General features: G+C 62.5%; 20 protein-coding genes. 16 read left to right on the forward strand and 4 right to left on the reverse strand.

The window, feature by feature from the left end; translation table 11 throughout:
- Positions 1–28 precede the first annotated feature (28 nt).
- The 4 genes from fliG to fliJ are packed head-to-tail and all read left to right on the forward strand — an operon-like array spanning position 29 to position 3,595.
- Entirely contained in the window at positions 29–985 is a 957-nt protein-coding gene (gene fliG / locus IE097_RS03305; RefSeq protein WP_373295731.1) for a flagellar motor switch protein FliG, read from the forward strand.
- Between the two features lie 3 nt (positions 986–988).
- Complete coding sequence (locus IE097_RS03310) at positions 989–1,765, forward strand: FliH/SctL family protein (RefSeq protein ID WP_189458731.1); 777 nt, start codon at positions 989–991, stop codon at positions 1,763–1,765.
- On the forward strand, positions 1,758–3,155 hold the full coding sequence (fliI, locus tag IE097_RS03315; protein ID WP_308429675.1) for a flagellar protein export ATPase FliI: 1,398 nt from the start codon (positions 1,758–1,760) through the stop codon (positions 3,153–3,155). Before IE097_RS03310 ends, fliI begins: the two co-directional genes overlap by 8 nt.
- A 14-nt stretch (positions 3,156–3,169) precedes the next feature.
- Positions 3,170–3,595, forward strand: coding sequence for a flagellar export protein FliJ (fliJ, locus tag IE097_RS03320; RefSeq protein WP_189458732.1), 426 nt, complete (start codon positions 3,170–3,172; stop codon positions 3,593–3,595).
- Positions 3,596–3,607: 12 nt separating this feature from the next.
- Here the strand turns inward: fliJ and tssE are convergent, their stop codons facing one another.
- From tssE to tssJ, 4 genes are read right to left on the reverse strand one after another with little or no spacing between them, the layout of a single operon-like run.
- Positions 3,608–4,090, reverse strand: a complete 483-nt coding sequence (gene tssE / locus IE097_RS03325; RefSeq protein ID WP_189458733.1) for a type VI secretion system baseplate subunit TssE — start codon at positions 4,088–4,090, stop codon at positions 3,608–3,610.
- Complete coding sequence (gene icmH / locus IE097_RS03330) at positions 4,087–4,782, reverse strand: type IVB secretion system protein IcmH/DotU (protein ID WP_189458734.1); 696 nt, start codon at positions 4,780–4,782, stop codon at positions 4,087–4,089. The genes tssE and icmH overlap by 4 nt, the downstream gene beginning before the upstream one ends.
- A gap of 22 nt (positions 4,783–4,804) precedes the next feature.
- On the reverse strand, positions 4,805–6,154 hold the full coding sequence (gene tssK / locus IE097_RS03335; RefSeq protein WP_189458735.1) for a type VI secretion system baseplate subunit TssK: 1,350 nt from the start codon (positions 6,152–6,154) through the stop codon (positions 4,805–4,807).
- 47 nt (positions 6,155–6,201) lie between these two features.
- Positions 6,202–6,759: a type VI secretion system lipoprotein TssJ gene (gene tssJ / locus IE097_RS03340; RefSeq protein WP_189458736.1), complete on the reverse strand. Its 558-nt coding sequence runs from the start codon at positions 6,757–6,759 to the stop codon at positions 6,202–6,204.
- Positions 6,760–6,926: 167 nt separating this feature from the next.
- Here tssJ and IE097_RS03345 point away from each other — a divergent pair, with 167 nt between their 5' ends.
- Genes IE097_RS03345 through tssG form a run of 12 tightly spaced genes read left to right on the forward strand, consistent with a single transcriptional unit; the run spans position 6,927 to position 26,075 of the window.
- Entirely contained in the window at positions 6,927–7,757 is an 831-nt protein-coding gene (locus tag IE097_RS03345; protein WP_229797406.1) for a M15 family metallopeptidase, read from the forward strand.
- Between the two features lie 48 nt (positions 7,758–7,805).
- The gene (gene tssM / locus IE097_RS03350; protein ID WP_189458737.1) at positions 7,806–11,552 is read left to right on the forward strand and encodes a type VI secretion system membrane subunit TssM; all 3,747 of its coding nucleotides are present in this window, start codon (positions 7,806–7,808) and stop codon (positions 11,550–11,552) included.
- A gap of 8 nt (positions 11,553–11,560) precedes the next feature.
- Positions 11,561–12,580, forward strand: coding sequence for a type VI secretion system-associated protein TagF (tagF, locus tag IE097_RS03355; RefSeq protein WP_189458738.1), 1,020 nt, complete (start codon positions 11,561–11,563; stop codon positions 12,578–12,580).
- A 56-nt stretch (positions 12,581–12,636) separates the two neighbouring features.
- On the forward strand, positions 12,637–13,146 hold the full coding sequence (gene tssB / locus IE097_RS03360; protein ID WP_189458739.1) for a type VI secretion system contractile sheath small subunit: 510 nt from the start codon (positions 12,637–12,639) through the stop codon (positions 13,144–13,146).
- A gap of 16 nt (positions 13,147–13,162) precedes the next feature.
- Entirely contained in the window at positions 13,163–14,641 is a 1,479-nt protein-coding gene (tssC, locus tag IE097_RS03365; protein ID WP_189458740.1) for a type VI secretion system contractile sheath large subunit, read from the forward strand.
- A 46-nt stretch (positions 14,642–14,687) separates the two neighbouring features.
- Positions 14,688–15,185: an Hcp family type VI secretion system effector gene (locus tag IE097_RS03370; protein ID WP_189458741.1), complete on the forward strand. Its 498-nt coding sequence runs from the start codon at positions 14,688–14,690 to the stop codon at positions 15,183–15,185.
- A 59-nt stretch (positions 15,186–15,244) separates the two neighbouring features.
- Positions 15,245–15,709 (forward strand): OmpA family protein, encoded by a 465-nt coding sequence (locus IE097_RS03375; RefSeq protein ID WP_189458742.1) that lies wholly within the window; start codon positions 15,245–15,247, stop codon positions 15,707–15,709.
- Positions 15,710–18,745, forward strand: coding sequence for a type VI secretion system Vgr family protein (locus IE097_RS03380; protein ID WP_189458743.1), 3,036 nt, complete (start codon positions 15,710–15,712; stop codon positions 18,743–18,745).
- Between the two features lie 47 nt (positions 18,746–18,792).
- Positions 18,793–21,870 carry a phospholipase gene (locus IE097_RS03385; protein WP_189458744.1) on the forward strand — a complete coding sequence of 1,026 codons (3,078 nt, stop codon included), beginning with the start codon at positions 18,793–18,795 and terminating at the stop codon, positions 21,868–21,870.
- The gene (locus tag IE097_RS03390) at positions 21,870–23,195 is read left to right on the forward strand and encodes a hypothetical protein (RefSeq protein ID WP_189458745.1); all 1,326 of its coding nucleotides are present in this window, start codon (positions 21,870–21,872) and stop codon (positions 23,193–23,195) included. Before IE097_RS03385 ends, IE097_RS03390 begins: the two co-directional genes overlap by 1 nt.
- Before the next feature lie 25 nt (positions 23,196–23,220).
- Entirely contained in the window at positions 23,221–25,080 is a 1,860-nt protein-coding gene (tssF, locus tag IE097_RS03395; protein ID WP_189458746.1) for a type VI secretion system baseplate subunit TssF, read from the forward strand.
- Complete coding sequence (gene tssG / locus IE097_RS03400; RefSeq protein WP_189458747.1) at positions 25,044–26,075, forward strand: type VI secretion system baseplate subunit TssG; 1,032 nt, start codon at positions 25,044–25,046, stop codon at positions 26,073–26,075. The genes tssF and tssG overlap by 37 nt, the downstream gene beginning before the upstream one ends.
- Positions 26,076–26,090: the final 15 nt, after the last annotated feature.

Below are 26,090 nucleotides of genomic sequence, written 5' to 3' on the forward strand. Positions count from 1 at the left end.
AGGCGTGCGCAAGGCCGCGATCCTGCTGATGACGCTGGGCGAAGAAGCCGCGGTCGAGGTGTTCAAGTATCTGGGGCCGAAGGAAGTGCAGCGGCTCGGCTTCGCGATGGCCAATATGGAGAACGTGCAGCGCGAGGAGGTCAATGTTGCGCTGGAGGACTTTGTTGCCTCGACGGAGAGCCGTGCCAATCTCGGCGCCGCGGACGAGTACATCCGCTCGGTGCTGACCAAGGCGCTCGGTTCGGACAAGGCCGCCAACCTGCTCGACCGTATCCTGCAGGGCAACGACAACAACGGCATCGAATCGCTGAAGTGGATGGATTCGGCGGCGGTGGCCGAGCTGATCCGCAACGAGCATCCTCAGATCGTTGCAACCATTCTCGTTCATCTCGAACCCGACCAGTCGTCGGAGATCCTCGCGCATTTCGTCGAGCGCTTGCGCAATGACGTGCTGCTGCGGATCGCGACGCTCGAGGGGGTGCAGCCGGCGGCGTTGCGCGAGCTGAACGACGTGCTGACGCAGCTGCTGTCCGGATCGGACAAGATCAAGAAGAGCGCCATGGGCGGTGTGCACATGGCCGCGGAAATCCTCAACTTCATGGGCGGCGTCACCGAGGCATCGGCGATCTCGAGCATCCGCGATTACGATCCGGAGCTGGCGCAGAAGATCCAGGACAAGATGTTCACCTTCGACAATCTGCTCGATATCGACGATCGTGGTATCCAGATGCTGCTGCGCGAAATCCAGTCCGATTCGCTCATCGTCGCGCTCAAGGGCACGAGCCAAGCCCTCAAGGACAAGGTGTTCAAGAACATGTCGCAGCGCGCCGCCGAAATGCTGCGCGACGATCTCGAGGCCAAGGGGCCGGTCAAACTGTCCGAAGTCGAGGCCGAGCAGAAGGAAATCCTCAAGATCGTCCGCCGACTTGCCGACGAAGGACAGATCGTGCTGTCCGGCAAGGGCGACGAAGGACTGGTCGAGTAAGCGATGGCCGGCCCGCATCGGCGCGTCATTCCGCGCGAGGAGCTCACCGCTTGGGAGCGCTGGGAGCTTGGCGGCATCGACGAAGAGCGGCGCGCGCGGCAGCCTGCGATGCCTGTCGTGCCTGCGCCCGTACCGCCGGTGGTGGTCGAGCCCGAACCGTTGATCCCGGCCGAGCCGGAGCGCATGCCGGTCGAGACGCTGCCGATGGCCGAAGTCAGCCTGCCGACCGCCGAAGAGATCGAGGCGATCGAGCAGCAGGCGATGCGCGAAGGTTTCGACGCCGGGCTGGAGGCGGGCCGTCTGACTGCCGAGGACGAGATCGGCCGACTCAAGAACGTCCTGCAATCACTGGAGAACGTGACCGCCGGGGCCGAGCGCGAGCTGGCCGAATCGGTGCTCGATCTCGCACTGGTGCTGGCGCGCGAACTGGTCAGGCAGGAAGTCGCTGCCGACCGCAAGCTGTTGCTACCGGCGATTGTCGAAGCGCTGTCCGGCATTCCGCCGGCGAGCGGCACGTCGAGGCTTTATCTTCACCCGGACGATCTGAGCGCACTCGAACCGATGCTGGCGATCGAGCTGTCCGGCGAACACTGGCGGCTGATCGCCGATCCGCGCCTGAGCGCCGGTGATGCGCGGATCGAGACCGCCTCGACCCAGATCGATCTGGCACTGTCGGCCCGCTGGAGTACGCTGTTGCGCGTCCTGAACCGCGCCGGGCGCGATGAATTGAACTGGGACGCACCGGTGTCGCCGCAGGACGGTGCGGCCAGCGGTGGCTGAGCGCCTGCAGGTCTGCCGACAGTACCTGGCTGATTGCGGTGACGCGGTCCGCTGGGTCCGCCCGTGGAAACCGCGCGGCAAGCTTGTCCGTGTCTCGGGTCTGGTGCTCGAGGTGGCGGGGCTCAAACTGCCGCTTGGCGCATCGTGTGAAGTGATGACCCCGGGTGGACATCCGGTCGAGGCGGTCGTCGTCGGGTTCAACGACGACCGATTGTTCCTGATGCCGATCAGCGAAGTCTATGGCGTCGAGCCCGGCGCCGAGGTGGTGCCGCACGAGGATGTGGCCGCCTGGATGCCCGAGTACGGCAACCCCAAACCGCCGGCGCGCCGGCTCGAGGATCATGGCCGGCAGGTGCCGGTCGGCTGGGGGCTGCTCGGGCGGATTCTCGACGGCCTCGGTCGGCCGCTCGACGGACGCGGCAAGCTGCAGGTCGATGCCTACGCGCCGCTGTTCGCACGCGCCTACAATCCGATGGACCGGGAGCCGGTGCGCGACGTCATGGACGTCGGTGTACGTGCGATCAATGCGATGCTGACCGTCGGGCGCGGCCAGCGGCTCGGCCTTTTCGCCGGTTCCGGGGTCGGCAAATCGGTCCTGCTCGGGATGATGGCGCGGTTCACCACGGCGGATGTCGTGGTCGTCGGGCTGATCGGCGAACGCGGTCGCGAGGTCAAGGACTTCATCGATAACATTCTTGGCGACGAGGGGCTGGCGCGTTCGGTGGTTGTCGCCGCACCGGCCGATACGCCGCCGCTGTTGCGCCTTTATGGCGCCGCGTACGCAACCAGCATCGCCGAGTACTTCCGCAATCAGGGCAAGCACGTGCTGCTGATCATGGATTCGCTGACGCGTTATGCGATGGCACAGCGCGAAATTGCACTGGCGGTTGGCGAGCCGCCGGCGACCAAGGGCTATCCGCCGTCGGTGTTCGCGCGGCTGCCGCAACTGGTCGAGCGGGCAGGCAACGGCCGTGAGGGGGGCGGTTCGATTACCGCCTTCTATACCGTCCTGTCCGAAGGCGACGACCAGCAGGATCCGATCGCCGACAACGCGCGGGCGATTCTCGACGGCCACTTTGTGCTGAGCCGGCAACTGGCCGAGTCCGGCCACTATCCGGCGATCGATATCGAGGCGTCGATCTCCCGCGTCATGCACGACATCGTCGCACCGGAGGAGTTCGAACTGGTGCGGCGCTTCAAGTATCTGTACTCGCGCTACCAGCGTTCGCGCGACCTGATCAGTGTCGGGGCCTATGTGCCCGGCTCGGACAGCCTGCTCGACGAAGCGATTCGGCGTTATCCGGCGTTCGAGGGATTTCTGCAGCAGCGGATTCACGAACAGGAAAGCTATGCCGGCGCGCGGACCAAGCTGGCCGGACTGTTCGCATGAGCGGATCATAGGGCATGGCCAAGTTCCGCTTCGAATTCCTGCTCGAGCTCGCGACCGAGGCGCGCGAGCGCGAAGCCAAGGCATTGCAGGCCGCACAGGCGGCCGAGCAGGGTGCGCGCGACCGGCTGGCGCAGATCCAGCACTATTGCGACGAGTATCGCCGCAAGCTCACGCAAAGCGCCCAGACCGGAATCAGCGTGGTGCAGTTCCGCGATTACCAGTTGTTTCTCGGCAAGCTCGACGATGCGACCAGGCAACAGACCGCCGAGGTGACCCGGCTTGCCACTGAGCGCGAGGCCGCGTTGGCCCGGTTTGCCGAGTGCGAGAAGAAGCTCAAGGCCTACGAGGCGCTGAAGGTGCGCCACGGCAAGCAGCAGGACAAACTCGAGCTGTTGCGCGAGCAGAAGCTGCTCGACGAATTCAACAGCCGGCCACGCTAGCCGTACGCGGACTCAGCCGCCCGGACGGATCTTGTAGACGTTCGACGACAGCTGCAGCGTTGCGTCGAATGCGACCGGCGGCTTGTGCGGATGGACCTTGAGGATGGCGTCGACGCGGAAGCGCAGCGCGCGTTCGAGTTCGCGAGGCGCTTCGAGCGAGATGCGGACCCGGCTCAAACGGGGTTCGTGCCGTTCGATCGCCTTGCGTATCCGCTCGCGCAACAGCTCGCGGTCTTCCGGATTCAGCAGGCTGACGCCCGACAGGTCGGGAATGCCGAAACCGACCATGGTCTCGGCAGCCAGCGGATGCGCTTCGAAAACTTCGGTGTAGTCGATCGTCCGCGTGTTGAGCAGGGCTTCGAGGTCCCGCGCCAGCGCACGCTTGAAGTCGGCCATGTCGAACAGCATCCACCCGCCCGTTTGCGGGCGGTCCGGTTCGTCGTCAAGCAGGCGGTCCAGAATCGACGGCTGGACCGAAACACCGGCGCGACTCATCCGCCGATGAAGCTGCTGACCTGCTGGCCGAGCAGCATGCGGTAAGCAACGAAGATCACCACGGCAACAATCGCCAGTACGCCGAAGTACAACCACAGCGGCAATTCGTGACGCACGAAGGCCTGGAAGCGTTGCGGCAGCTTCCAGTTCGGTGCGAATTCGGCCTTGCCGCCCCGGACCTGCTGGATTTCCTGACCGAGCCGGTGCGCGAGGTAGCCGAGTTTTTCGCTGCCTTCCAGCAGGTACTTGCCCTGGAAGCCGAGCAGCAGGCAGGTCTGGAACACCTCGAGCGCTTCGACGTTCTTCGCCGGATCGAGGCGCAGCATTTCCAGCCGGTCAAAAAAACCTTCACCGGCGAGGTGTTCGCCGAACAGGCGCAGCTGCAGCGGCATCCGCTCCCATTCTTCACGCAGCGGAAAATCCGACGAGAGGATGATTTCGTCCATCAACGCGCAGAACGCGTACTTGGCCTGGTCGATCGCTTCGCCGGGTTTGCCGAACTGGCGGGCGTGGCGTTCGAACTGGGCAAGGAACTGGTCGACGCGGCGATTGAACTCGGCCGCGCTGTTCGGTGCATTGCCGTCACGCAGCAGAAACAGCAGATAGGTGCCGTCCTCGAGCATGTCGCGCAGGGCGGGGGCAGTGGGTTGCTCGACGCTGAGCGGGTGGGCGATCTCGGTGGGCGCGTTCATGCCGTTTCCTTGTAAATGGGGGTCAGCGGAAAACGGCAATCAGCTCGAGCCGGAGTTCGGCCAGGGTCTGCGGTACGTAGATGCAGACCGAGCGGGATTGCAGCATGCGCTGGAAAATGTCGCCGCGCGGTTCGAGCGCGAAGTAATGGTTGCCGACGCGGACCGGAATTGCCGACGGCGTCTGGCCGACGTGAGCGAGACTGACGCCCCGCAGTGCCGAGTTGAGGATCTTTTCGACGTCGTCGGGCGCGCCGACCTTGAACTTGAACGGTACCGACTCGATCACCTGCGCGGCCGGCAGGTCGCTCTGTACCGACAGGTAGTAGTCGACGTTGTCGATCAGCCGGTCGCTCTCGAGCCGGCCGATATGGAACGAGGGCTTGGGCTGGCTCAGCGGAATGACCGCGTACCGCGCCGAAATCACCGTCTCGAGCAATTCGCGGATCTGTACGTCCAGCACCGGCAGCACGTCGGACAGCGCTTCGTGCCGGTAAGGCGGCAGATCGCCGAGCGAATAGATGGTCGAGAACGTCTGCAGTTCGCCACAGAACTCGGCGAGCGCCAGATAGAGCTCTTCCGGGTGCAGCGGCTCGCAGCGGGCCAGATGGTTGAGGCGGGCGAAATTGCGATTGACGGTGTGCAGCAGCCAGAACGAAGCAATGTCGGTGGTGCCGTATTCCATGACGTTCTTGGCGCGCTCGCGGTGCGCACCGGCCAGCGCCTGGCTTTTCACCACGAGGATGTCGAGCAGGCGGCGCAGCAGGCGAGACACCGGTTCGGCGGCGCTGACGGTCAGCAGTGGCGGCAGGTAGTCGTCGATGCGCTGCCACTGTCCGGTGGCGTTCTTGGCCAGCCGCGCAATCGGCACCGAATCGTAGCCGTCGCGGTTTTCTTCCTCGACCATCAGGCGCACGTCCAGTGCGAGCGTGCTCAGGTCGGCCTCGAGTGCCTGCGTGTACAGGTCGGCACTGGCCAGCTGCTGGCTCTGGAAACGCGTCGGCCGGTTGCTGCCGGCTGCATCGGCAACGGTATTGCCGCCGTAGGGCATCAGGTGCGCAAGGCAGGCGTACAGCGTGGTTTCGACGCCGAGTTGCGGAATTTCGGCCAGATCGCGCGAGCGGGGTAGCGGCTCGCTTGCAGGCGCCCGGAAGGCGGTGCCATCGCGGAACCGCAGCGACAGCGCATCGACCCGGACCTGACCGCCACGCAGCGCGGCGTCGTCGAGTTCGAGTGCCTGCAGTCCCCAGGGGTGCCGCTGGTGGCTGTGGATGGCATGGGTCAGCTGGTTGGCGTGATGCAGCGCCTGCTGCTGGAAATGCTGGGGGCGAAGGAACATGCCTTCTCCCCAGAGGATGCGTTTTGCGTCGAGCATGCTTCGGGCGGCTTCGCCGTCTCCTTTTTGCAAATCGGGCTGGGCGTTTATCGGCGACCGGCGGCTTTGGGGGCCGGGCCGCAGTCAGGTTTGAAAGCGGCCGGTACGCCCGGCTGCGGCAAGGCCTTGGGCACCTGAACCTGCAGATAGCAGTCCTGCACCTTGAATGTCAGCCCGTCGCTGCGGACGTCGCCGGCATCGACCAGAAAGCGCCAGTAGTGCGGATCCGGCTTGCGGAAATAGCCGACGACCCCGACAAAACGGGTCTCCGGCTTGATCAGGTCCTTGATGGACTGTTTGCTGCCCGGCACGAGTACCAGTTCGCTGCGGGAAATCAGGTCATTGCCTAAAAGCTCTGCGTCAGGCTTTCCGCTTGAGGTGGCATCGAAAGTCAGCTTGTTGAATTCGGCTGCGTCCTTGAGCTGGTAGACGCGGACCACGATCGAGAGCGGCTTTCCGCCTGTGTCCCGATTGATGACCGGTGCGGCTTCGCCCTGGATTGCGTACTCCTTCGGACCGGAAGCGCAGCTTGCCAGCGTGGCTACAGCCAAGGCGGCCATCAGGCAGCGAACGGGCTTTTTCCTTACAAAAAAGCGATGTTTCATGTCCATGCTCGTTCAGATGACTTTGATGTGACGGGAAAAATATTATACATTCCCTCCGAAATTTTTAACGAATCAGAAAGAAATGCGTTTGATTTTTGCTTGGTAAATTCTGTCTTGTTGTTAAGGTTTTTCTTATTTAACCGTCTGTTTCCTGACGAGTGGTCGATTTGAACGAAGTTGTCCTGCTGCTGGCCGGTCTGTCGCTGTTGCTGGCGGCGCTGGCCTGGATCGGGTGGCGTTTCTTTTACTGGGCGCCATCGGCCGTCGCACATGCGGCTGCGCCGCACATGGACGCGGTTGCCGTGCCACGCGCGCAGCCGGTGCCGGTCGTCGAGTCGGTGTCCGGACCGGTGACGCCCGCCGGTGTCACGCCGACGCGTTGGCGGGGGGGGCGCCTGCTGCTGCTGTCGCTGCTGCTGATCGCGATGGTGGTTGTGCTGACGCTGCGTCTGGCCGGTTACCACGTGCTCGGTGATCTCGGGCCGCGGGAGTACGCATCGCTGCGCAACATCCAACTGGCGCTGACCGAGGAAAAGCTCGTTCCGCCGCCGCCGCTGCCGCCGTCGATGTTCGTCACCAGCGAGCGCCCGTCACTGGCCGGTGCCGACCGCGACTGGAGCCGGCTCGATCCGGACTTCGTCCAGCGCGTGCTGGCGCTGATGGCAAGGATGGAGGCCCGCGGCTATCCGCTGGCCTTGCTTGAAGGCTATCGCAGCCCCGAACGGCAGGATTCGCTGGCCTCGCAGGAAAACCTGGTGACCAAGGCCAAGGGCGGACAGAGCAAGCACCAGTACGGCCTGGCGGTCGATCTGGCACCGATGCGCAACGGCAAGATCGTGATCTCGGAGCGGGACCCGTGGGCGATGCAGGCCTACACCGCGCTCGGCGAGGAAGCCGATGCGGCAAAACTGACCTGGGGTGGCCGCTGGAGCTTCAAGGATTACGGCCACATCGAAGTGCCCGGCTCGATCGCTTCGCTGACCCGCGCGAAGCGATAGGCCATTTGAAATGCAAGTAACGAGGTTGTGTACACAATGAAACGCTGGATGAAAAACGCCAAGGTCGCATCGGCCGTCGGCTTCCTGATCCTGATCGCGTTGATCTGGTTCATCGGGCCTTTCCTCGGTCTGGTTTCTCCCGAAGCGCGCTTCGGCTGGATCTTCGGGGTGATGCTGCTCTGGGTGCTGACGCTGCTGATCGGCCAGATGGTCGCCAACCGGGCCGGCGGGCTGATCGAGAAGATGCTGCAGCGCCAGGCCGATGACGCGGTGATGGGGGCCAGCGCCGACAAGCGGGCCGAAGTCAACCTGCTGCGTCAGCGCATGCTGGGGGCGATCGATACGCTGAAGAGTTCGCGCATCGGCAAGGCGCGCGGCAATGCGGCGCTGTACGAGCTGCCGTGGTACATGATCATCGGCCATCCGGCGGCGGGGAAGAGCACGGCGATCCTGCAGTCCGGTCTGACCTTTCCGTTCAGTGACAAGGCCGGCGTCCAGGGTGTCGGCGGTACGCGCAACTGCGACTGGTTCTTCGCGACGGAAGGCGTGCTGCTCGACACGGCCGGCCGTTATGCCACGCAAAGCGAAGATCGCGTCGAGTGGCTCGAATTCCTCAAGCTGCTGAAAAAGCACCGTGCCAAGGCGCCGGTCAACGGCATCCTCGTCGCGATCAGCCTGCCCGAACTGGCGCAGCACAAGTCCGAAGGCTTTGCGATCTACGCGCGGCAGATCCGCGAGCGCATCCACGAAATCGAGGACATTTTCGGCCTGCAGGTGCCGATCTACCTGGTGTTCACCAAGGTCGACCTGCTGGGCGGTTTCGGCGCGTTCTTCGAGGATGCGACCGAGGAAGAGCGCAACCGCGTCTGGGGTGCAACGCTCAGCCACGATCAGGGCGCCGGGTTCAACATCGGCCACGTTGCCGGCCAGCAGTTCGAGCAGCTGTACCGCGGCCTGTCGCAGATGGGCGACGAAAAGCTGCTGCAGCACCGTGGCCCGAATGCCAAGCCGGCCTACTTTGCCTTCCCGGTCGAGTTCCATGCGCTGAAGGAGTCGATCTGCCGCTTCGTCACGCTGCTGCACGAAGACGATCCCTACCATGCCAAACCGCTGCTGCGCGGTTTCTACTTCTCCAGTGCGCTGCAGGAAGGCGTGCCGCGCATCGGCGCGGCGACCCGCGTCGCCGGACAGTTCGACCTGTCGCAACCGGGCTTCGAAACGCGTCAGTCGCCTGCGTCGTACAGCTACTTCCTGCGCGACCTGTTCCGCGAAGTGATTTTCCCAGACCAGCATCTGATCACCCGGCAGACCCGGCCGAGCGGCAGCCGCTGGCGCCTCGCCGGCCTCGTCGCCGGTCTGTCGGTGCTGGCGGTCGTTGCCGGCGGACTGACGTGGTCGTACATCGGCAACCAGAAACTGATTGCGGCCGCGACCGACGAGCGCGTGAAGGCGGAAAAACTGGCGGCCAGCGGGCAGATCTATGACCGGCTCAAGTCGCTCGACATGCTGCAGAAGCGGCTCGAAACGCTGCAGCAGTACCGCAAGGAAGGCCACCCGTGGCAGATCGGCATGGGGTTGTATCGCGGCGCCGAGGTCGAGGCCGCATTGCGCAAGGACTACTTCGAGGGCGTGCGCAAGCTGATGCTCGCGCCGGTCAAGGCCAATCTCGAAACCGCGCTGGTCAACATCAAGGTGGCCGCGCCGGCCCCCGAAGCGCCGAAACCGGTCGAAGCCGCGCCGAAGGTGGCGCCGGCACCGACGCCGGTTCCTGCGCCACGCGCACCGGTCAGGAAACCGGCAGTCAGGAAGCCGGGCCTGCCTGTCATCAACCTCAGCGCGATCACGCCGCTGCAAAAGGCTACCGCTGCAGCGGCTTCCGGCGTTGCTGCTGCGCCTGTCCAGGGCGAAGTGAAACTCGAGCAGGGTTACAACGCGCTGAAGACCTACCTGATGCTGCACGACAAGACCCGCATGGACGAAGCGCACCTGTCCGACCAGCTGCCGCGCTACTGGCGGCCGTGGCTGGAGCAGCAGCGCAGCGATCGTCCGCTCGAGGACATCAACCCGCTGGCCGAACGCATCGTCGCGTTCTACGTCTCGCAGATCAAGGAGCCTGATCTGCCGACGATCGACAACAACGCCGCGACGGTAAGCAGTTCGCGTGAAGTGCTGCGTGGTTCGCTGCGCCGGTTGTCGGCCAAGGAGCGCGTGTACAACGAGCTGAAGGCGCGTGCCAATACCCGCTTCCAGCCGCTGACGGTCGCCCGCATCCTCAACGGCAAGGACGGGGAGATTGTTGCCGGCAGCTACATGGTGCCGGGTGCGTTCACCCGCGAAGCGTGGGACAAGTACATGCGCGGTGCGATCGACGAAGCGAGCCGCGGCGAAATCAAGAGCGACGACTGGGTGCTGGCGGCTTCGCTGCAGGACAACCTCGGTCGCGACGGCGATCTGGAAAAGAACCGCGCCGAACTCGAAGCGTTGTATCGCGCCGACTATGCCCGCGAATGGAAGAAGTTCCTCCAGGGCGTGGCGGTCAAGGATTTTGCCGACCTGAACCAGGCCGCTGCCGGCATGACGCGCCTTGCCGACCCGCAGACGTCGCCGGTCAAGCTGATCATTGCGCGCGCAGCATTCGAAACGGCGTGGGACAACCCGTCCGAACTGAGCAACAAGCTCGAGAACGCCAAGCAGTCGGTGCTGGAGAAAACGACCTCGCTGATCAACGGCGGCACCCAGCCCAAAGCCGCACAGCCGGGCCAGAAGGGTGAGGTCGGCGGCCAGTTCGTCGCCGTCGCACGGCTGAACGAAGGCTCGCCGGCGCCGATCAACGGTTACCTCGACCAGCTTGGCAAGCTCAAGGGCAAGCTGGTGCAGATTGCCTCGACCGACGACCAGGGCGGCGGCGCACGGCAGCTGGTGCAGGCGACGCTGAACGGCAGCGGTTCCGAACTGGCCGATACGCTGCAGTACGTCGACAACACCATGCTCGGCAGCGCCGATGCGGAAACGCGCGAAGTGGTCCGTCCGCTGCTGGTGCGTCCGCTCGTTCAGACCTACGCCGTGCTATTGCCGCCGGTCGAGCGGGATCTGAACCAGGCGTGGGACAAAGAGGTGTACGGGCAGTGGAAGGCGCTGTCATCCAAGTATCCGTTCACCGACAGCCAGGCCGAAGCGCCGCTCGGCGACATCGCCAAGTTCGTCAAACCCAACGACGGCACACTCGACAAGTTCGTCGACAAGTACCTGAACGGTCTGGTGCTGAAGAAGGGGGACGTGCTGGTGCCGCGTACCTGGGCCAACCTCGGCATCCGCTTCCAGCCGGCCTTCCTTTCCGGTGCGGCACGACTCGGTGATGCCGGGACGACGCTGACGCAGGACGGCTCGGACGCGAAGTTCGAACTGCAACCGGTGCCGACGTCGGGCTTGTCGGAGATCGTTGTCGAGATCGACGGCCAGACGCTGCGCTACCGTAACGGCCCGCAACCGTGGCAGAGCTTCAGCTGGCCGAATCCGGGCGCCAGCCAGGGCGCGCGCATTCAGGTTGTGGCATTCAACGGTGCCAGTGCGGTGGTGGCGAACCAGCAAGGGCGGATGGGCTGGACCAAGCTGCTGGCGCAAGCGCATGTCGAGCGCAGCGACAACAACAGCGGCACGCTGAGCTGGGCGATCCGCAAGGGTGCCGCCGGTGATGCCGAAGTCGTGCGCGTCAACTACCGCATGGTCAGCGGCCCGAATCCGCTGCAGTTGTCCAGCCTGCGCAAGTTGAGCCTGCCGGAACGGATTACCCAGTAAGGACGACGATGGCTATCACTTTCATGCGCAACCCGGTGGTTGCGCCGCAATACGCGATTTTCGGCAAGCTGCCGCGCCGTGGCGATTTTGTCCGCGTCAATGCATCGCACCCGGTCGCGATCGAGTTCGACCAGCTGCTGGCGGCGAGCCTGAGCTGGGCGAGCGAGCAGCCCGGCTGGCAAGACCGCTATCTGGCTGCCGAGGCGAGCGAATTCTTCTACGTGTCGGCCGACCGGCGCTGGGTCTTTTTCGGCGTACTGCAGCCCAGTCGGGACGAGGCAGGGCGCTGCTATCCGCTGGTTGCCGGCGCCATCGTGCCGTTCGACCAGGGCGCGCAGAACCTGTCGCTGCTGGTGCTGGCCAACGAGCTGTTCTTTGCCGGCCTGCGCGACCAGCTCGCCAGCGCGGTCGAGAACTCGGTCGAGATGCTCGCTTGCCGGCAGTTCCTGGAGGCGCAGCTGGCGCTGAACGGCCGTGCCGGCGCCGATCTGGATCTTGCCGGGCAGGTGCTCGAGCGGCATTTGCGACAGACCTCGGCCCGCGAGCTCGACGATCGTCTTGCCGCCAGCGGCAGTGGCGCATCACTCGAAGCAACCTTGCTGGCGTTCGCGTTCCACGGTGATTTCGTTCGCCGCTACGACGGCAGTGCACCGCGTCAGGCGATGCTGTTGCCGTTGCCCGATGGTCCGGGTGAGGAAACGCTGGGGCTGGCCACCTGGCTGACGCTGTATCAGGCCGCGACGCGCGATCACGTCGGGCTGGATCCGCATTATCTGACGGTGTCACTGCAGGGGCGACGCTACCTGGCGATTTCGCCGTCGCGCTTCACCGACAGGCTGATGTCCCTGCTTTGGGGCTTGCCGCCTGCGCCGTTGTCGGTCCTCGACGCCGGTGATGCCGAGGCGCCGTGGTCCAAACATCAGTCTTACGCGGAGGCGGCTTACATCCTCGGCCGGCAGCTGGCCGACCCGACGCTCAAACTCGATTCATTACGCAATATCGTTTCAAATCTTACTTGTAAATTTTGATTTACCTATGTTTGAATTAATTTTTTGTGAAAAACTAACCGGGACTGGTGGGGAAAATGGGTAAGGAAAGCACTCAGAAAAAGCTGTCACGTGTCCGCCCGCCGCGGGTGCAGATCACCTATGACGTGGAAGTCGGCGATGCGATCGAGACCAAGGAGCTGCCTTTCGTGCTCGGCGTACTCGGTGACTACTCCGGACAGAGCAAGGTACCGCTGCCGAAGCTGAAGGAGCGCAAGTTCGTCCAGATCGACCGCGACAACTTCGACGACGTGCTCAAGGGCATGGCGCCGCGTCTGGCTTACCGCGTCGACAACAAGCTGGCCGAGGACGGCAGCCAGCTCGGCGTTGAACTCAACTTCAGCGAACTGGCCGACTTCGAACCGCAGAAGGTGGTCGAGCAGGTCGAGCCGCTGGCCAAGCTGCTGGATGCCCGCAAACGCCTTGCCGATCTGAAGAACAAGCTTGTCAGCAACGACAAGCTCGAAGCACTGCTCGACGACATCGTCCGCGACACCGACAAGCTGCGCGAGATCAGCCAGAGCCGCCCGCAAGACCCGAACGCCTGAGCCCGGAGCCATCAGCATGCAAACCGAACAACAATCGCAGGGCGTCGCTGCTGTCGCCGAATCGTCGAGCCTGCTCGATGCCATCATCGACCAGAGCCGGATTGCCACCAACGAACACGAGAAAGGCTATACGCGTGACCTGATCGGCGAGCTCGTCGAGCAGGTGCTGGCCGGTACGGTGACACTGTCGAAGGACCTTGCCGCCAGCATCGATGCGCGCATCGCCGAGATCGACGGGCTGCTGTCCGAGCAGCTGAACGAAATCATGCACCACGAAAGCTTCCAGAAGCTCGAGGCATCGTGGCGCGGCCTGAAGTACCTGACGTCCGAGTCCGAAACCAGCACCCAGCTCAAGATCAAGGTGCTGAACGTTTCGAAGAAGGATCTCGTCAAGGATTTCAAGGCATCGCCGGAGTTCGACCAGAGCGCGCTGTTCAAGAAGATCTACGAAGAGGAATACGGCACCTTCGGTGGCGCACCGTACGCCGGCCTCGTCGGCGACTATGAGTTCGGTCGTCATCCGGAAGATTTCTACCTGCTTGACGAGCTGTCGCACGTGGCTGCGTCGGCGCATGCACCACTGATCACCGCGGCCAGCCCGGGCCTGTTCGGCCTGGAGAGTTTTGCCGATATCGGCAAGCCGCGTGATCTGGCCAAGATTTTCGACACCGTCGAATACGCCAAATGGAAGTCGTTCCGCGAATCGGAAGACTCGCGTTACGTCGGCATGGTGCTGCCGCACGTGCTCGGCCGCATGCCTTACGGCCGCGACACCGTTCCGGTCGAGGATTTCGATTTCGAAGAAAACGTCGACGGTACCGACCACAGCAAGTACCTGTGGACCAACGCGGTGTACGGCTACGCCGCCCGCCTGACCGATGCATTCGCGCAGTTCGGTTGGCTCGCTGCAATCCGTGGCGTCGAAGGCGGCGGTCTGGTCGAAGGTCTGCCGGCGCATACCTTCAATACCGATGACGGCGAAGTTGCACTCAAGTGCCCGACCGAAGTTGCCATCACCGACCGGACCGAGAAAGTGCTGTCCGATCTGGGCTTCATTTCGCTGGTGCACTGCAAGAACACCGACTACGCGGCGTTCTTCAGCGGTCAGTCGGTACAGAAGGCCAAGACCTACAACACCGATTCGGCCAACGCCAACGCACGGTTGTCGACGCAGCTGCCGTACATCTTCGCCGTGTCGCGGATCGCGCATTACATGAAGTCGATCATGCGCGACAAGATCGGCAGCTTTGCCACCCGCCAGAACGTGCAGGACTTCCTCAATACCTGGCTGGCGCAGTACGTGTTGCTCGACGATTCGGCTTCGCAGGAAGCCAAGTCGAAGTATCCGCTGCGCGAGGCCCGCGTGGACGTGGTCGAGGTACCGGGCAAGCCGGGCGTGTATCGCGCCGCGGCCTTCCTGCGCCCGCACTTCCAGCTCGACGAACTCACGATTTCGCTCCGGCTCGTTGCCGAGCTGCCCAAGGCTGCGCGCTGAGCGGATCGCCGAGTAATTCACATCCATCTACCAGGAGTTTCAATCAATGGCATTCGACGCCTTTCTGAAAATCGACGGCATCCCCGGCGAAAGCACCGACGACAAGCACAAAGAGTGGATCGAGATCCAGTCGTTTGCGCACAAGATCGAGCAGCCGGCGCAAGCCACGGCCAGCTCGGCCGGTGGTGCGACCGCCGAGCGCGTCAACCACGGCGTGTACGAGATCGAGCACTTCCTCGACAAGGCCAGCCCGAAGATCTACGAAGCGTGCTGCACCGGCAAGCACATCAAGGAAGTGACCATCGAGCTGTGCCGTGCTGGCGGCGACAAGGTCAAGTACATGGAAGTCAAGCTCGAGCAGGTGCTGATTTCCAAGGTCGAACCGACCGGCTCGGCCAACGACAGCGGTTTCCCGCAGGAAAAGGTCAGCTTCAGCTACGGCAAGATCAAGTGGACCTACACCCAGCAGAAGCGTGAAGACGGCTCGGGCGGCGGCAACGTCAGCTCGGGTTGGGACCTGACCGCCAACAAGACGATCGCTTAATCGCGGTTGCAATGGCCCGCCGTGACGGCGGGCCAAGCTTTTACTTTTCCGGAGGTTTTATGTTTCGCCTGGCTGTCCTGACTGCTGCCATCCTTTTGTCCGCCTGCACGCAGAATCCGCCGGCGAAAGAAGCCGTGGGCCCATGGGGAAAATCGGCGGCCAACGCTGCTGCGGCCAATGCGACCGATGCGGCCAAGAGCAAGGCGACCACGGTCGCGAAGGATGCGGCGACCAACGCGGTCGACCCCTCGTTGCTGGCCTTCGCCACCCAGAGCGTCAAACTGGATGACCAGGCGCAAGCGCAGGTCAAACTGCTGCTGCCGCAGGCCGTGACGGCCAAGACCATCGTCATTACCGGCTACTGCAATCGCAAGGAAATCGGCAACGCCAAGGCCGCGGCAATGGCCCGCGCCAACAATGCCAAGAAAGAACTCGTCAACCTCGGTGTTTCGGCCAGCAAGATCAAGGTGAAGGTCGTGACCGACGAACCGCGCCACGCCGCCAAGATCGATTTTCCAGCCTAAGTGATGCTCGACCAGCTGCTCGCTGCGTTTGCCAGCGCGTTCAGTCAGGACCAGCGTTTACTGACACTGCAACTGGGCGAGGGCGGCGCCTTCGGCGAGCAGTTGCTGCCGCAGAAGCTGCAGGCCGATGAAGCGCTGTCCAGACCGTACCGCTACGCACTCGAGTGCCTGTCGCCGGATGCCGAGCTCGAACTCAAGACCTTGCTGGGCCAGCCGGCGGAACTGGGGATCGAGACCGCCGACGGTGGCAGCGTGGTCCGTGCCGGCATTGTCACCACGGCCGAATCGCTGGGCTCGGATGGCGGCTTTGCTCGCTACCGGTTGACGATCGAACCGCCGTTGGCGCTGCTGCGACATCGCCGCACCAGCCGGGTGTTCCAGGACCAGTCGGTTCCCGACATCGTCAAGGCGATCGTTGCCGAGCATCAGGGCCGCAACGCGGTCATCCAGTCGCACTTCGCCGTCGAGTTCGAACTCGGCCAGATCTACGCCCCGCGCAGCTACTGCCTTCAGTATCGCGAGAGCGACCTCGACTTCATCCAGCGCCTGCTGGCCGAGGAGGGCCTGAGCTACCGTTTCGCCCATGAAGGCGGCGAGGCGCCGATGGTGACGATGCGGGTGTTTGACGACGCCTACGCGCTGCCGCAACTGGCACAAGCGCGCATCCGCTTCCACCGCGCCGACGCGACCGAAGCCGACGACACCATCACCGGCTGGGATTCGCAACGCCAGCTCGGCCCCGGCCAGGCCAGCCTGACCAGCTTCGACTACAAGCCGACCCGCACCGGTGACGCCGCCAGCACCAGTGGCACCCAGCAGGGTGGTGGATCACAAGCTGAAGTCAGCCTCGACGACTATGACCCGCAAACGCTGTACTACGGCAGCGACGGCGAAGACCTGAATCGCTACGCCCGGCTGCGCCAGCAGGCGCACGACCTGAACAAGAAGGGGTTCAGCGGCGAAGCCACGGTGCGCAGCTTGGAGCCCGGCCGGTGGTTCACGCTGCTTGACCATCCGGCGCACGACTTCGACGCCCCGGAAGACCGCGAATTCACTGTCACCGGCGTGCGCTTCACTGCCAGCAACAACCTGCCGGACGAGCTGGCCCGGCTGTTGCCGTCGCTGCAGGGCGCAAAGCTCGCCGCCGGCACGCAAGCCGCACCGTTCAATGCCCGATTTGATGCCCAGCGCCGCGGCATCCCGCTGACGCCGGCCTATGCACCGCACGGCAAACCCACCAGCCGCGGCATGCAGACCGCTACCGTGGTCGGCCCCGGTGACGGTGAAGTGCACACCGACGAACTCGGCCGCATCAAGGTGCAGTTCCACTGGCAACGGACTCAGGAACACCCCGAGTATGGCGCCAATCTCGACGACAAGTCGTCCTGCTGGCTGCGCGTCGCCATGCCCTCGGCCGGTGCCGGCTGGGGCCACCAGTTCATTCCCCGCGTCGGGCAGGAAGTACTGGTCGACTTCCTCGAAGGCGACATCGACCGGCCACTGGTCACCGGCGTCGTCTACAACGGCAGCCACCCGGTCCCGGCGTTCAGCGGCGCCGGCTCACTCCCTGCGAACAAGACCCTCTCCGGCATCAAGACCAAGGAACACGGCGGTGGCCAGTACGGCGAACTGCTGTTCGACGACACCCAGGGCGAAGTCCGCACCAAGCTCAGTTCCGAGCACGGCAAGACCCAGCTCAACCAGGGCTTCCTGATCCACTCGCGTAGCGACGGTAAAGGCACCCCGCGCGGCGAAGGCTTCGAACTCAGAACCGACCGGCACGGCGCGATCCGTGCTGCCAACGGCCTGCTGATCACCACCGAAGCCGCCAACGGCGCCGGCGGCAACCAGCTCGACCGCAGCCAGGCGCAGTCGCAACTCGACGCTGCCTTCGAGCTGGCCAGCAGCCTTGGCGACGTCGCCACCCACCAGCTCGCCGACACCGTCGAAACCGGCCCCGAAACCGTCAAGGACAATGCCAAGGCCAGCAAGACGCAGCAGGGGCATCTGCACCACCTGAAGGAAGCCCTCAAGAGCTGGGCCAATGGCACGAACGTGTCAAAGGATGGCAAAGGCGAGCAAGCCGGCCAGCAAGCCCTGATCGTCGTCAGCGCCCCGGCCGGCCTCGCCCAGACCACCCCGAACAGCCAGGCCATCGCCGCCGGCAGCAACCTCGACCTGATCGCCCAGCGCGATACGCAACAAACATCAGGGCGGCGCTGGCTGCACAACGTCGGCGAACACATCAGCCTGTTCGTCGCCGGCGTCAAAGACCAGATCGCGCTGAAGCTGATCGCCGCCAAGGGCAAGGTCCAGGTGCAGGCGCAAAGCGACAACGTCGAGATCAATGCGGCCAGGGACATCCAGCAGGCGGCCAACCAGCACATCAACTGGAACGCCAAGCAGGAAATCCTGCTGACCTCGGGCGGGGCGTACATCCGGATCAAGGGTGGCAACATCGAGATTCATGCGCCGGGCAAGATCGACGTGAAGGGCGCGAGTCATAGCCTCGAAGGGCCTGCGAGTACGAATGTTGTCTTGCCGAAGTTTCCCGTGATTGATCTGGAGCCGACACCATTCAAGCTCGACTTACGGTTGATGGATATACCGGGTCCTCACGGTCATCCGTTGGCGCAAATGCCCTGGCAAATCGTGCGCCCTACCGTATTGACGGACTTCCTTTCCGGGATTACCGATCAGACTGACGTCCTTGCAGAAGGCGTGAGCGACGATCAAGGGAAGATCGTGCTCGACGCCAAACAGGAAGAGCTGTTGGCGGAGCAGCACTGCAAAAGTCCGGGATGCTTGTGGATTACCTGCGCGGGCCAGCTTGCAAAGCTGGACATGGTGGCGGAATCGGCTGGCTGGACCGAGGAAGAGCAACTGATGCACGCCTTGGGTGCACTCGACTACGCAGACGATATCCAGGATGGAAAACTATCCGGCACTTCGCCCTTGGATGTTCGTCGAGCGACCAGGGCGCACGAACTGAGCAGTGCGGAATCCCTGCTGGCCAAATGGAAAAAGGGAAGTTGATGTGTAAAGGTCCGAAGCACCCGGTATCCGGAAGTTCTGGAAAAAAAGTGAATGCGGTTACCCTTTTGGACGGCAAACCGGCGACAACTGTTTTCTCGACCGATTCTGCAATCAAGAATGATCCAGCTGCCGCAGCTACGTTCAAAGGGCCTGCGTTTTCCATTGACCGTCCTGGCAACAAGGTGCAGTTCTTCACCACGGGCAAGGATTATTACGATGATGTGGCAGCCGCAATCGAAAATGCCCAGAAAAGCATTTTCATCACCGGCTGGCAGATCAATTTCGACGTACTGCTAACACCGGGAAAGCGGCTGCTTGATTGTCTTGCCAAGGCTTTGAAGAATCCCGCAGTACGAATTTACATCATGCCATGGTGCTCACCCAAGGCGGGATTGGATACCAACGATTTCGAGACGATGCTGGCGGTGTTCTTGCTGAATGCCGGATTGCCAGGTCCGATACGGGCATTTTGCATGCCCGCGATCGAGCAAAGTGATATGGGGAGCGCCGCGATGGGGTTTTCCCATCACCAGAAGCTGGTGGTGATCGACAATAAGTACGCTTATGTTGGCGGTATCGATCTGGCTTACGGACGACGCGACGATAATGCCTTCAGTCTGAAAGCAGACAGTGCCGGACGAAAGGGACGTGAGATGTACAACAGTTGCATCCCTCCCGTGTTCGATCTGGATCCAGACAAGTATCGCCATTATTTGACTACGGCCGAACTTTTTTCTTCCGCGTTGATGGAAGGGGATTCGCTGTCAAAAGTGTCTCGTGGCATAAGCGCCATGCGCGATGCGGTAACATCCGACGATCTCAGAGCCAATTTCAACAAGAGTCGGGAAGAGTTCGGCGAGTGGCTGCGGAAACCGAGCATCGTGTCCGAAGCGATGGCCAAGGTCAGCAATGCGGTGACTGATGAAGTCATAGACCGTGCGGGGCTCGCGTACGCGCAACTACCAAAAGAGTGGCGTAAAGGCCTGGAGAATCTGCGACAGCTGGGCGGGGGCTATGTCACCAATGCTGCCGGTGCTGTTTTTGGCTGGTTGAACAATTGTGATTTGAGTGATCTGCCTTCCGAGTACACCGATGAGGCGGCGGGAATAGTACGTGTACTGGGGATGCAAGTTTATGCGGCATTGATGCATCTGAGCGACCAGCAAAAAACGTCTTACTCGTATTTGATGAATCCGGCATTCGGACTACTGCCTCCTGGTGGAAAGATGCTCGATGCCAGTAAGCAGCCACGTATGCCTTGGCAGGACGTTCATTCAAAAGTGGAAGGGCCTTCCGTCTATGACCTTTCAATGAACTTTGTCCGGCGTTGGAACTCGATTCAGGGCCGATTGAATCGGGATTACAAAAATCAGGCGATCGCCGGTTGGATCAAGCGGCTGGTCAGCCAAGCGCCGATCCCGCAGCCCAAGCCTGTTTACATCCCCGAGGCTCTCCTACCCAAACGTGCCCCGCCGGTCGGTAGTTTCACAGTACAAGTACTGCGCAGTGCGCCGCGTCAGTTGCTCAAAGACGAGGAGGACGCACTGAGCAAGGCGCCGGGCATGGCATCGGCCGAACGTTTTGGTAGCGGACTGGCACAGGATAATTGCCAAAAAGCCATCGTCAACGTGATCGAGAAAGCCAAACATTTTCTCTATATCGAAGGGCAGTTTTTCCAGAGCGAGCACGGCGATTTCGACCGTTACAACCCTCGGGTGCTCTCCGGCCCCATGGGGAGTCAGGTGGACTTCACCCGGATACCCAACTATCAGCGTTATCGCAAGTTGCTCAATGTGGATGCAGCACTGGTAAATCGCGATATCACGCTGATCAACTATCACGAACTGCGTCGATTGCAGGATACCCGCGAAGGATATGCCTTCTGCCAAGAGTTCAAGCGGGTGCTTGGCCTGTGGATTCAGGTTCAGGCGACGCTGAAGATGAAGAATGATCAGACCACGCTGCTTAATCGGGTCGGCGAAGCGCTAGCTCGACGGATCGAGTTCGCCATCAATCGCGGCGAGCGCTTCCACGTCTACATGGTGTTGCCGGTTCATCCGGAAGGCACCCTGGACACGCTCAACATCATGACCCAGGTGTTCTTGACGCAACAATCCTTGCATCTAGGGAGCTACAGCCTGATCAACCGGATCAGAGGGGCCATTTGCGTCAAGCGCCTGATGGACAAGACGCCTGGGCTAAGCCTCCGTGCCGCGAGAGACAAGGTGGTCGCCATGCCTATCGAGAAGCTCGAGCAGGATCTTGAGCACGACTGGAAGGATTACCTCACGCTGCTCAACTTGCGCAACTGGGACATGCTCGACGGCAAGCCGGTGACCGAGCAGATCTATGTGCACAGCAAGCTGGTCATCGCCGATGATCTGGTTGCCGTGCTCGGGAGCGCCAACATCAACGATCGCAGCCTGCAGGGTGATCGAGATTCCGAGCTGGCGATCTGGGTCAAGGATGGCACGCAGGGCACGACCAAGCCGATCACCGGCGGCACACCGATCCCGGTCAGCCCGGCGATCCACCAATTGCGGGTGGACCTATGGAAGAAGCATTTTGGCCTGAGTGGCAAGGTGCGGCCGGCCAATGAATTGGCGGGGGTATTGGAAAAACCGGCTGATCCGGCGACCTGGAAGGCAATTCAAAAGCGTGCGCAGGCCAATGCCGCCACCTATGAAACTTCGTTTCCATTCATTCCTCGCAACGACAGTGCATTTCAGGAAATGAATCGGCCTCCGGCAGGCACTTCGCCAGAGGTGGTCAATTTGGTCAAGGGAAAGCGTGGTGCTTCGTTGTGGCCAGGTTGGCGGTATGTCAATCCGTTTGATCCTGCTAAAGGCGGGGAACTGGCAATTATCCATCCGTGGGAGCCGCGCTTTTGGGATCCACCGTTGCTTGGCCTATTGGACGACGAAAAGCGGCCAATGCCCGACGTCAAGTTGCCTCGAAACATCGCAGGCTTCATTGTCGCGCTGCCGGTGTTGTGGACGGCAGGCGAAAACAATTATTCCGGAATGAATCTGTCGTTACTCGCCCAACAAGGCATGCCGGCGAATACCCACGATAGCCAATTGGCGGTGCGGCCTATGCCCGATACTGGACAGGGGGTCGTTTGATGTCGCGTTCTATTCTGCCGCTTTTATTGCTATGCGCCACGCTGCCGGCGTGCGGCGAGCCGCCGGCCGACACCAAAGCTCCGAATTACGACCGGAAACTGGCTGTGCAGCAGGATTATCGGCCGCCGCAGGGGTGGCAGACCGAGTGCGTCGGCTATCACCTGATCGATCTGCCCGGTCCGATCGAAGTCGCCATCGGCGGCAGCCCCGGTTTTGAGAAGAACCTGTTTACGCGCGGCGACCTCATCGATATCGGCGAAGCATGGGTAAAAGTCGTGGAGGCACGCGATTTGACTCACACTGAATTTGTCAAGTTGGCCAATTCCACCGAAGCAAGGGATGCTAACGTGCGCGACTTGCAGGAAAAGCTCAAGGACCGGCAGGAGCGACTACAGGAAGCCATTCACGCAAAACAGCGCAGCGAAACGGATCCCAACCATGTAGAGAACCCTGAAAATCCGACGCCGACTGAATCGGATATCAGAATTAGTCGCGAACAGGTCAAGCAAATGGAAGACTGGATTCAAGAATCCTTGGCTGCAAAGGCCACCTGGATCGATCACGACAGTTTCCTCTGGGCAAACGAGTCCGTACAGGTACTGCGGCCCCCATACCTCTACGAGTTTTCATTCAAAAAACATACTTCAATAGAAGAGGCTAGGGCTTTCGTGCAGCGTTTTCAGACACGCAAGTTGGGCGAAATCCCACCAGAGGCCGGTTTCTGTATTCCATTCGGTTTTATTCGCGGTGTATCCGGTTTTCCCTATAACGACCAGACCACCTTTCGGGTGAAAGGCGAGCCTGGCGTGTTGTATACGGTAAAGTTCAAGACCAATGTCGATGGCAGCGAAGGCGTGGCGACCGATGTCGCGGTCAAGGGTTTGGCCGGGCTTATGGGCAAGCTGCAGACGAAGACCTTGGTTTTACCGATGGAATGGTTGCCTGTCGGACCTTATCAGGGCGTGCTGACCGGTTTTCATGCCAAGCCGTACAAGGAGACGAAGCTGCCTGATGGTCGCATTCGGATCGAAAGGCGCGATAAGAAAAGTCAGCCCTATATCGAGATACGGAAGAATCAGGGCGAGATTTATCACGTGGATGCCGGTTTCAGCGGCTTGGCAGATGACCTGATGGTTCCGGCTGTGGCCGCAGAGTTGAACGGTTTTGCCTACGATGCTGACCCGATCATGAACAACCAACCTGCAAAGTCGCTAGAAGCCACGTTGCCGGATTTCAAGCGTTTTATCGCCAGCGTGCGCTTGCGTGAGGAAAATGCACGCGCGTTGCGGGACCAAGCCGTAATCAAGTCTTCGAAAACACAATGACCCTCATTTTTACCGCTTCAAACTGATGCTCGAATCCCTGCTTCCCTATTACGAACGCGAACTCGGCTATCTGCGCGAGCTGTCGGGCGAATTCGCCCAGCGTTACCCGAAAATCGCCGGCCGGCTGCAAATGGAGGGCGATCAGTGCGAGGATCCGCATACCGAGCGGCTGGTCGAGTCGTTCGCGTTTCTGGCCGCGCGCATCCATCGCAAGCTCGATGACGAGTACCCGGAGATCGCGTCGAGTTTTCTCGACGTGCTGTATCCGCACTATCTGCGGCCGATTCCGGCGACGACAATCGTGCAGTTCGAATGCGACCCGCAACGGCCCGAAATCGCCAAGCGCTATACGGTAGCGCGGCAGCAGCCGGTGCATGCGCCGGCGATGGGCGGCGTCGTATGCAAGTTCCGCAGCTGCTACCCGGTCGACCTGTACCCGCTGTCGCTCGCCAGCGCGCGGCTCGAGCTGACCAGCGGTTCGGGGCATCTGCGGCGGATGGCGCCCGACGCGGCGGCAGTGCTGACGCTGGAACTGGAAACGCACGGCGATCTGGATGTTGCCGCGATCGATCTGCAATCGCTGCGCTTCTTCCTCGACGGCGAACCGGCGCTGATGCACTTGCTGTACGAGCTGCTGCTGTCGAAAACCCAGCGCGTGCGCGTCGGTGACGGCAGCGACGATCCGGCCCGCACGCGCGAGTTGCCGGGCGGCTGCATCCAGCCGGTCGGTTTCGGCCGCGACGAAGGCGTGCTCGAGTACGATGCGCGCTCCTTTGTCGGCTACCGGCTGCTCACCGAGTACTTCAGCTTTCCGGACAAGTTCCTGTTCGTCGATGTCACCCGGCTTGGGGAAGTGGCGCCGCGGCTGGTCGGCGGCAAGCTGGTGATCCAGTGCCTGATCGGCCAGTACCCGGAGACCGAGCGCCATGCGCGCTTGCTGAATCATCTGGCGGCAAACCACTTCAAGCTCGGCTGCACGCCGATCGTCAACCTGTTCACCCAGCCGGGCGAGCCGATCCGTGTGACGCACCAGAAGGCGTCGTACCCGGTGCTGGCCGACAGCCGCAAGCAGGCGGCGTACGAGGTGATCCAGATTTCGCGCGTGGTACGGGTCGAAAAGACCGGTGCCAGCGAGAGCAGCGAAGAGGTGCTGCCGTTCTACGCGATCCGCCATGGCGGCGAGAAGGGCGGGCCGCGCTTCTACTGGCACGCCAGCCGCGAGGCATCGCCGCGGGCCGGCGACAAGGGCAGCGATCTGGAGCTGCATCTGGTCGATCTGGATTTCAACCCGGTGCGCCCGGCGGCGGAGGTGCTGAGCCTCGAGCTGCTGTGCAGCAACCGCGACCTGCCCGAGCAGATTCCGTTCGGCGGCAGCCAGTCCGGCACGCATACCGATTTTTCGCTTCCGGGCCATTCGGTGGTCAAGCGCGTCAAGCTGCTGCGCAAGCCGACGCAAAGCCTGCGCGCGCCGCTGAAGCGTGGCCTGCAGTGGCGCCTGATTTCGCATCTGTCGCTCAACTACCTGTCGATCATCGACGGTGGCAAGAGCACGCTGCAGGAAATGCTGGCGCTGTACAACCTGACCGATTCGCCGGTGACCAACCGGCAGATCCAGGGCCTGCATGCGATCAGCAGCCAGGCCGCGGTGACGCGCGTCGCCGGGCGGGATTTCTCCGGTTTCGTCCGCGGGACAGAGGTGACGCTGACGCTGGACGAGGACTATTACGTCGGCGGCGGCATTTACCTGTTTGCCAGCGTGCTCGAGCGCTTTTTCGCGCTGTATTGCGCGCCGAACAGTTTCAGCCGCTTGCGCGTGCGCACGGTGCAACAGAACGAGGAGGTGGCGGCATGGCCGGCACGCGCGGGCGAAGCCATCGTGATCTGAGCGGCGAAATCGCCGCCGACGCGACGCAATACGGCTTTTTTCAGGCGGTGCGGCTCTTGTCGCTGGCCGCACACAAGCAGGGGAAACGTCGCGGGCCGCTACCGGACAAGTTGCGGTTTCGCACGCTGGCGACGCTGTCGTTTCCGCCGAGCGAACTGACGCGCTATCAGCCGGCGAACGACGATGCCGAAGCCGGGGCGCCGGATGAACTCGGCGTCGCCTTCATGGGCCTGACCGGGCCGTCGGGCGTGCTGCCGACCAGCTATACCGAGCTGCTGATCGAACGGCGGGCACATTTCCGTGATACCGCGCTGCACGGTTTTTTCGACCTGTTCAGTCATCGCGCGATCTCGCTATTCTACGGTGCGTGGCGCAAGTACCGGTTCTGGCTCGCGGCCGAGGCCGGCGAAACCGAAGGTTTCTCGCGCAACCTGCTCGATCTGGCCGGGCTTGGGCTGTCGCGACTGCGCGACCGGCTCGGTGGCGAGAACGGTCTCGATGAGACGCTGTTCATCTACTACGCCGGCCTGCTGAGCCAGAAGCCATTGTCGAGCCAGGCACTGGTGACCCTGATCGAGGGTTTCTTCGACGTACGGGCCGAGCTGGGCCAGTTTGCCGGCCAGTGGATCGACGTCCCGCGTGACGAGCAGACGCAACTCGGGCAGTCCGGTTGCGAGCTGGGCCTGTCGGCGTTTGCCGGCAGTCGGATCTGGGACCGGCAGACCAAGGTCGAGCTCAGGCTCGGCCCGCTGCGTCGCGCCCGCTTCGATGCGCTGCTGCCCGGTGGCGCCGGGGCCGATGCCTTGCAGCAACTGCTGCAGTTCGCGCTCGGTCACGGTCTGGCGTGCGACGTGCGGCTGGTGCTCGACAGGCGCGACACCCCCAGACCGGTCCTGAACGACGCCTCGCCATTGCGGCTCGGTGGCAATGCCTGGCTGGTTGCCAGCATGCCGAAGTCCGATCCGGACGAGATGAGTTACACGCTGCTGCACTGATACATACCGACCCAT

This window comes from Jeongeupia chitinilytica (assembly GCF_014652315.1).
Classification (GTDB): Bacteria; Pseudomonadota; Gammaproteobacteria; order Burkholderiales; family Chitinibacteraceae; genus Jeongeupia; species Jeongeupia chitinilytica.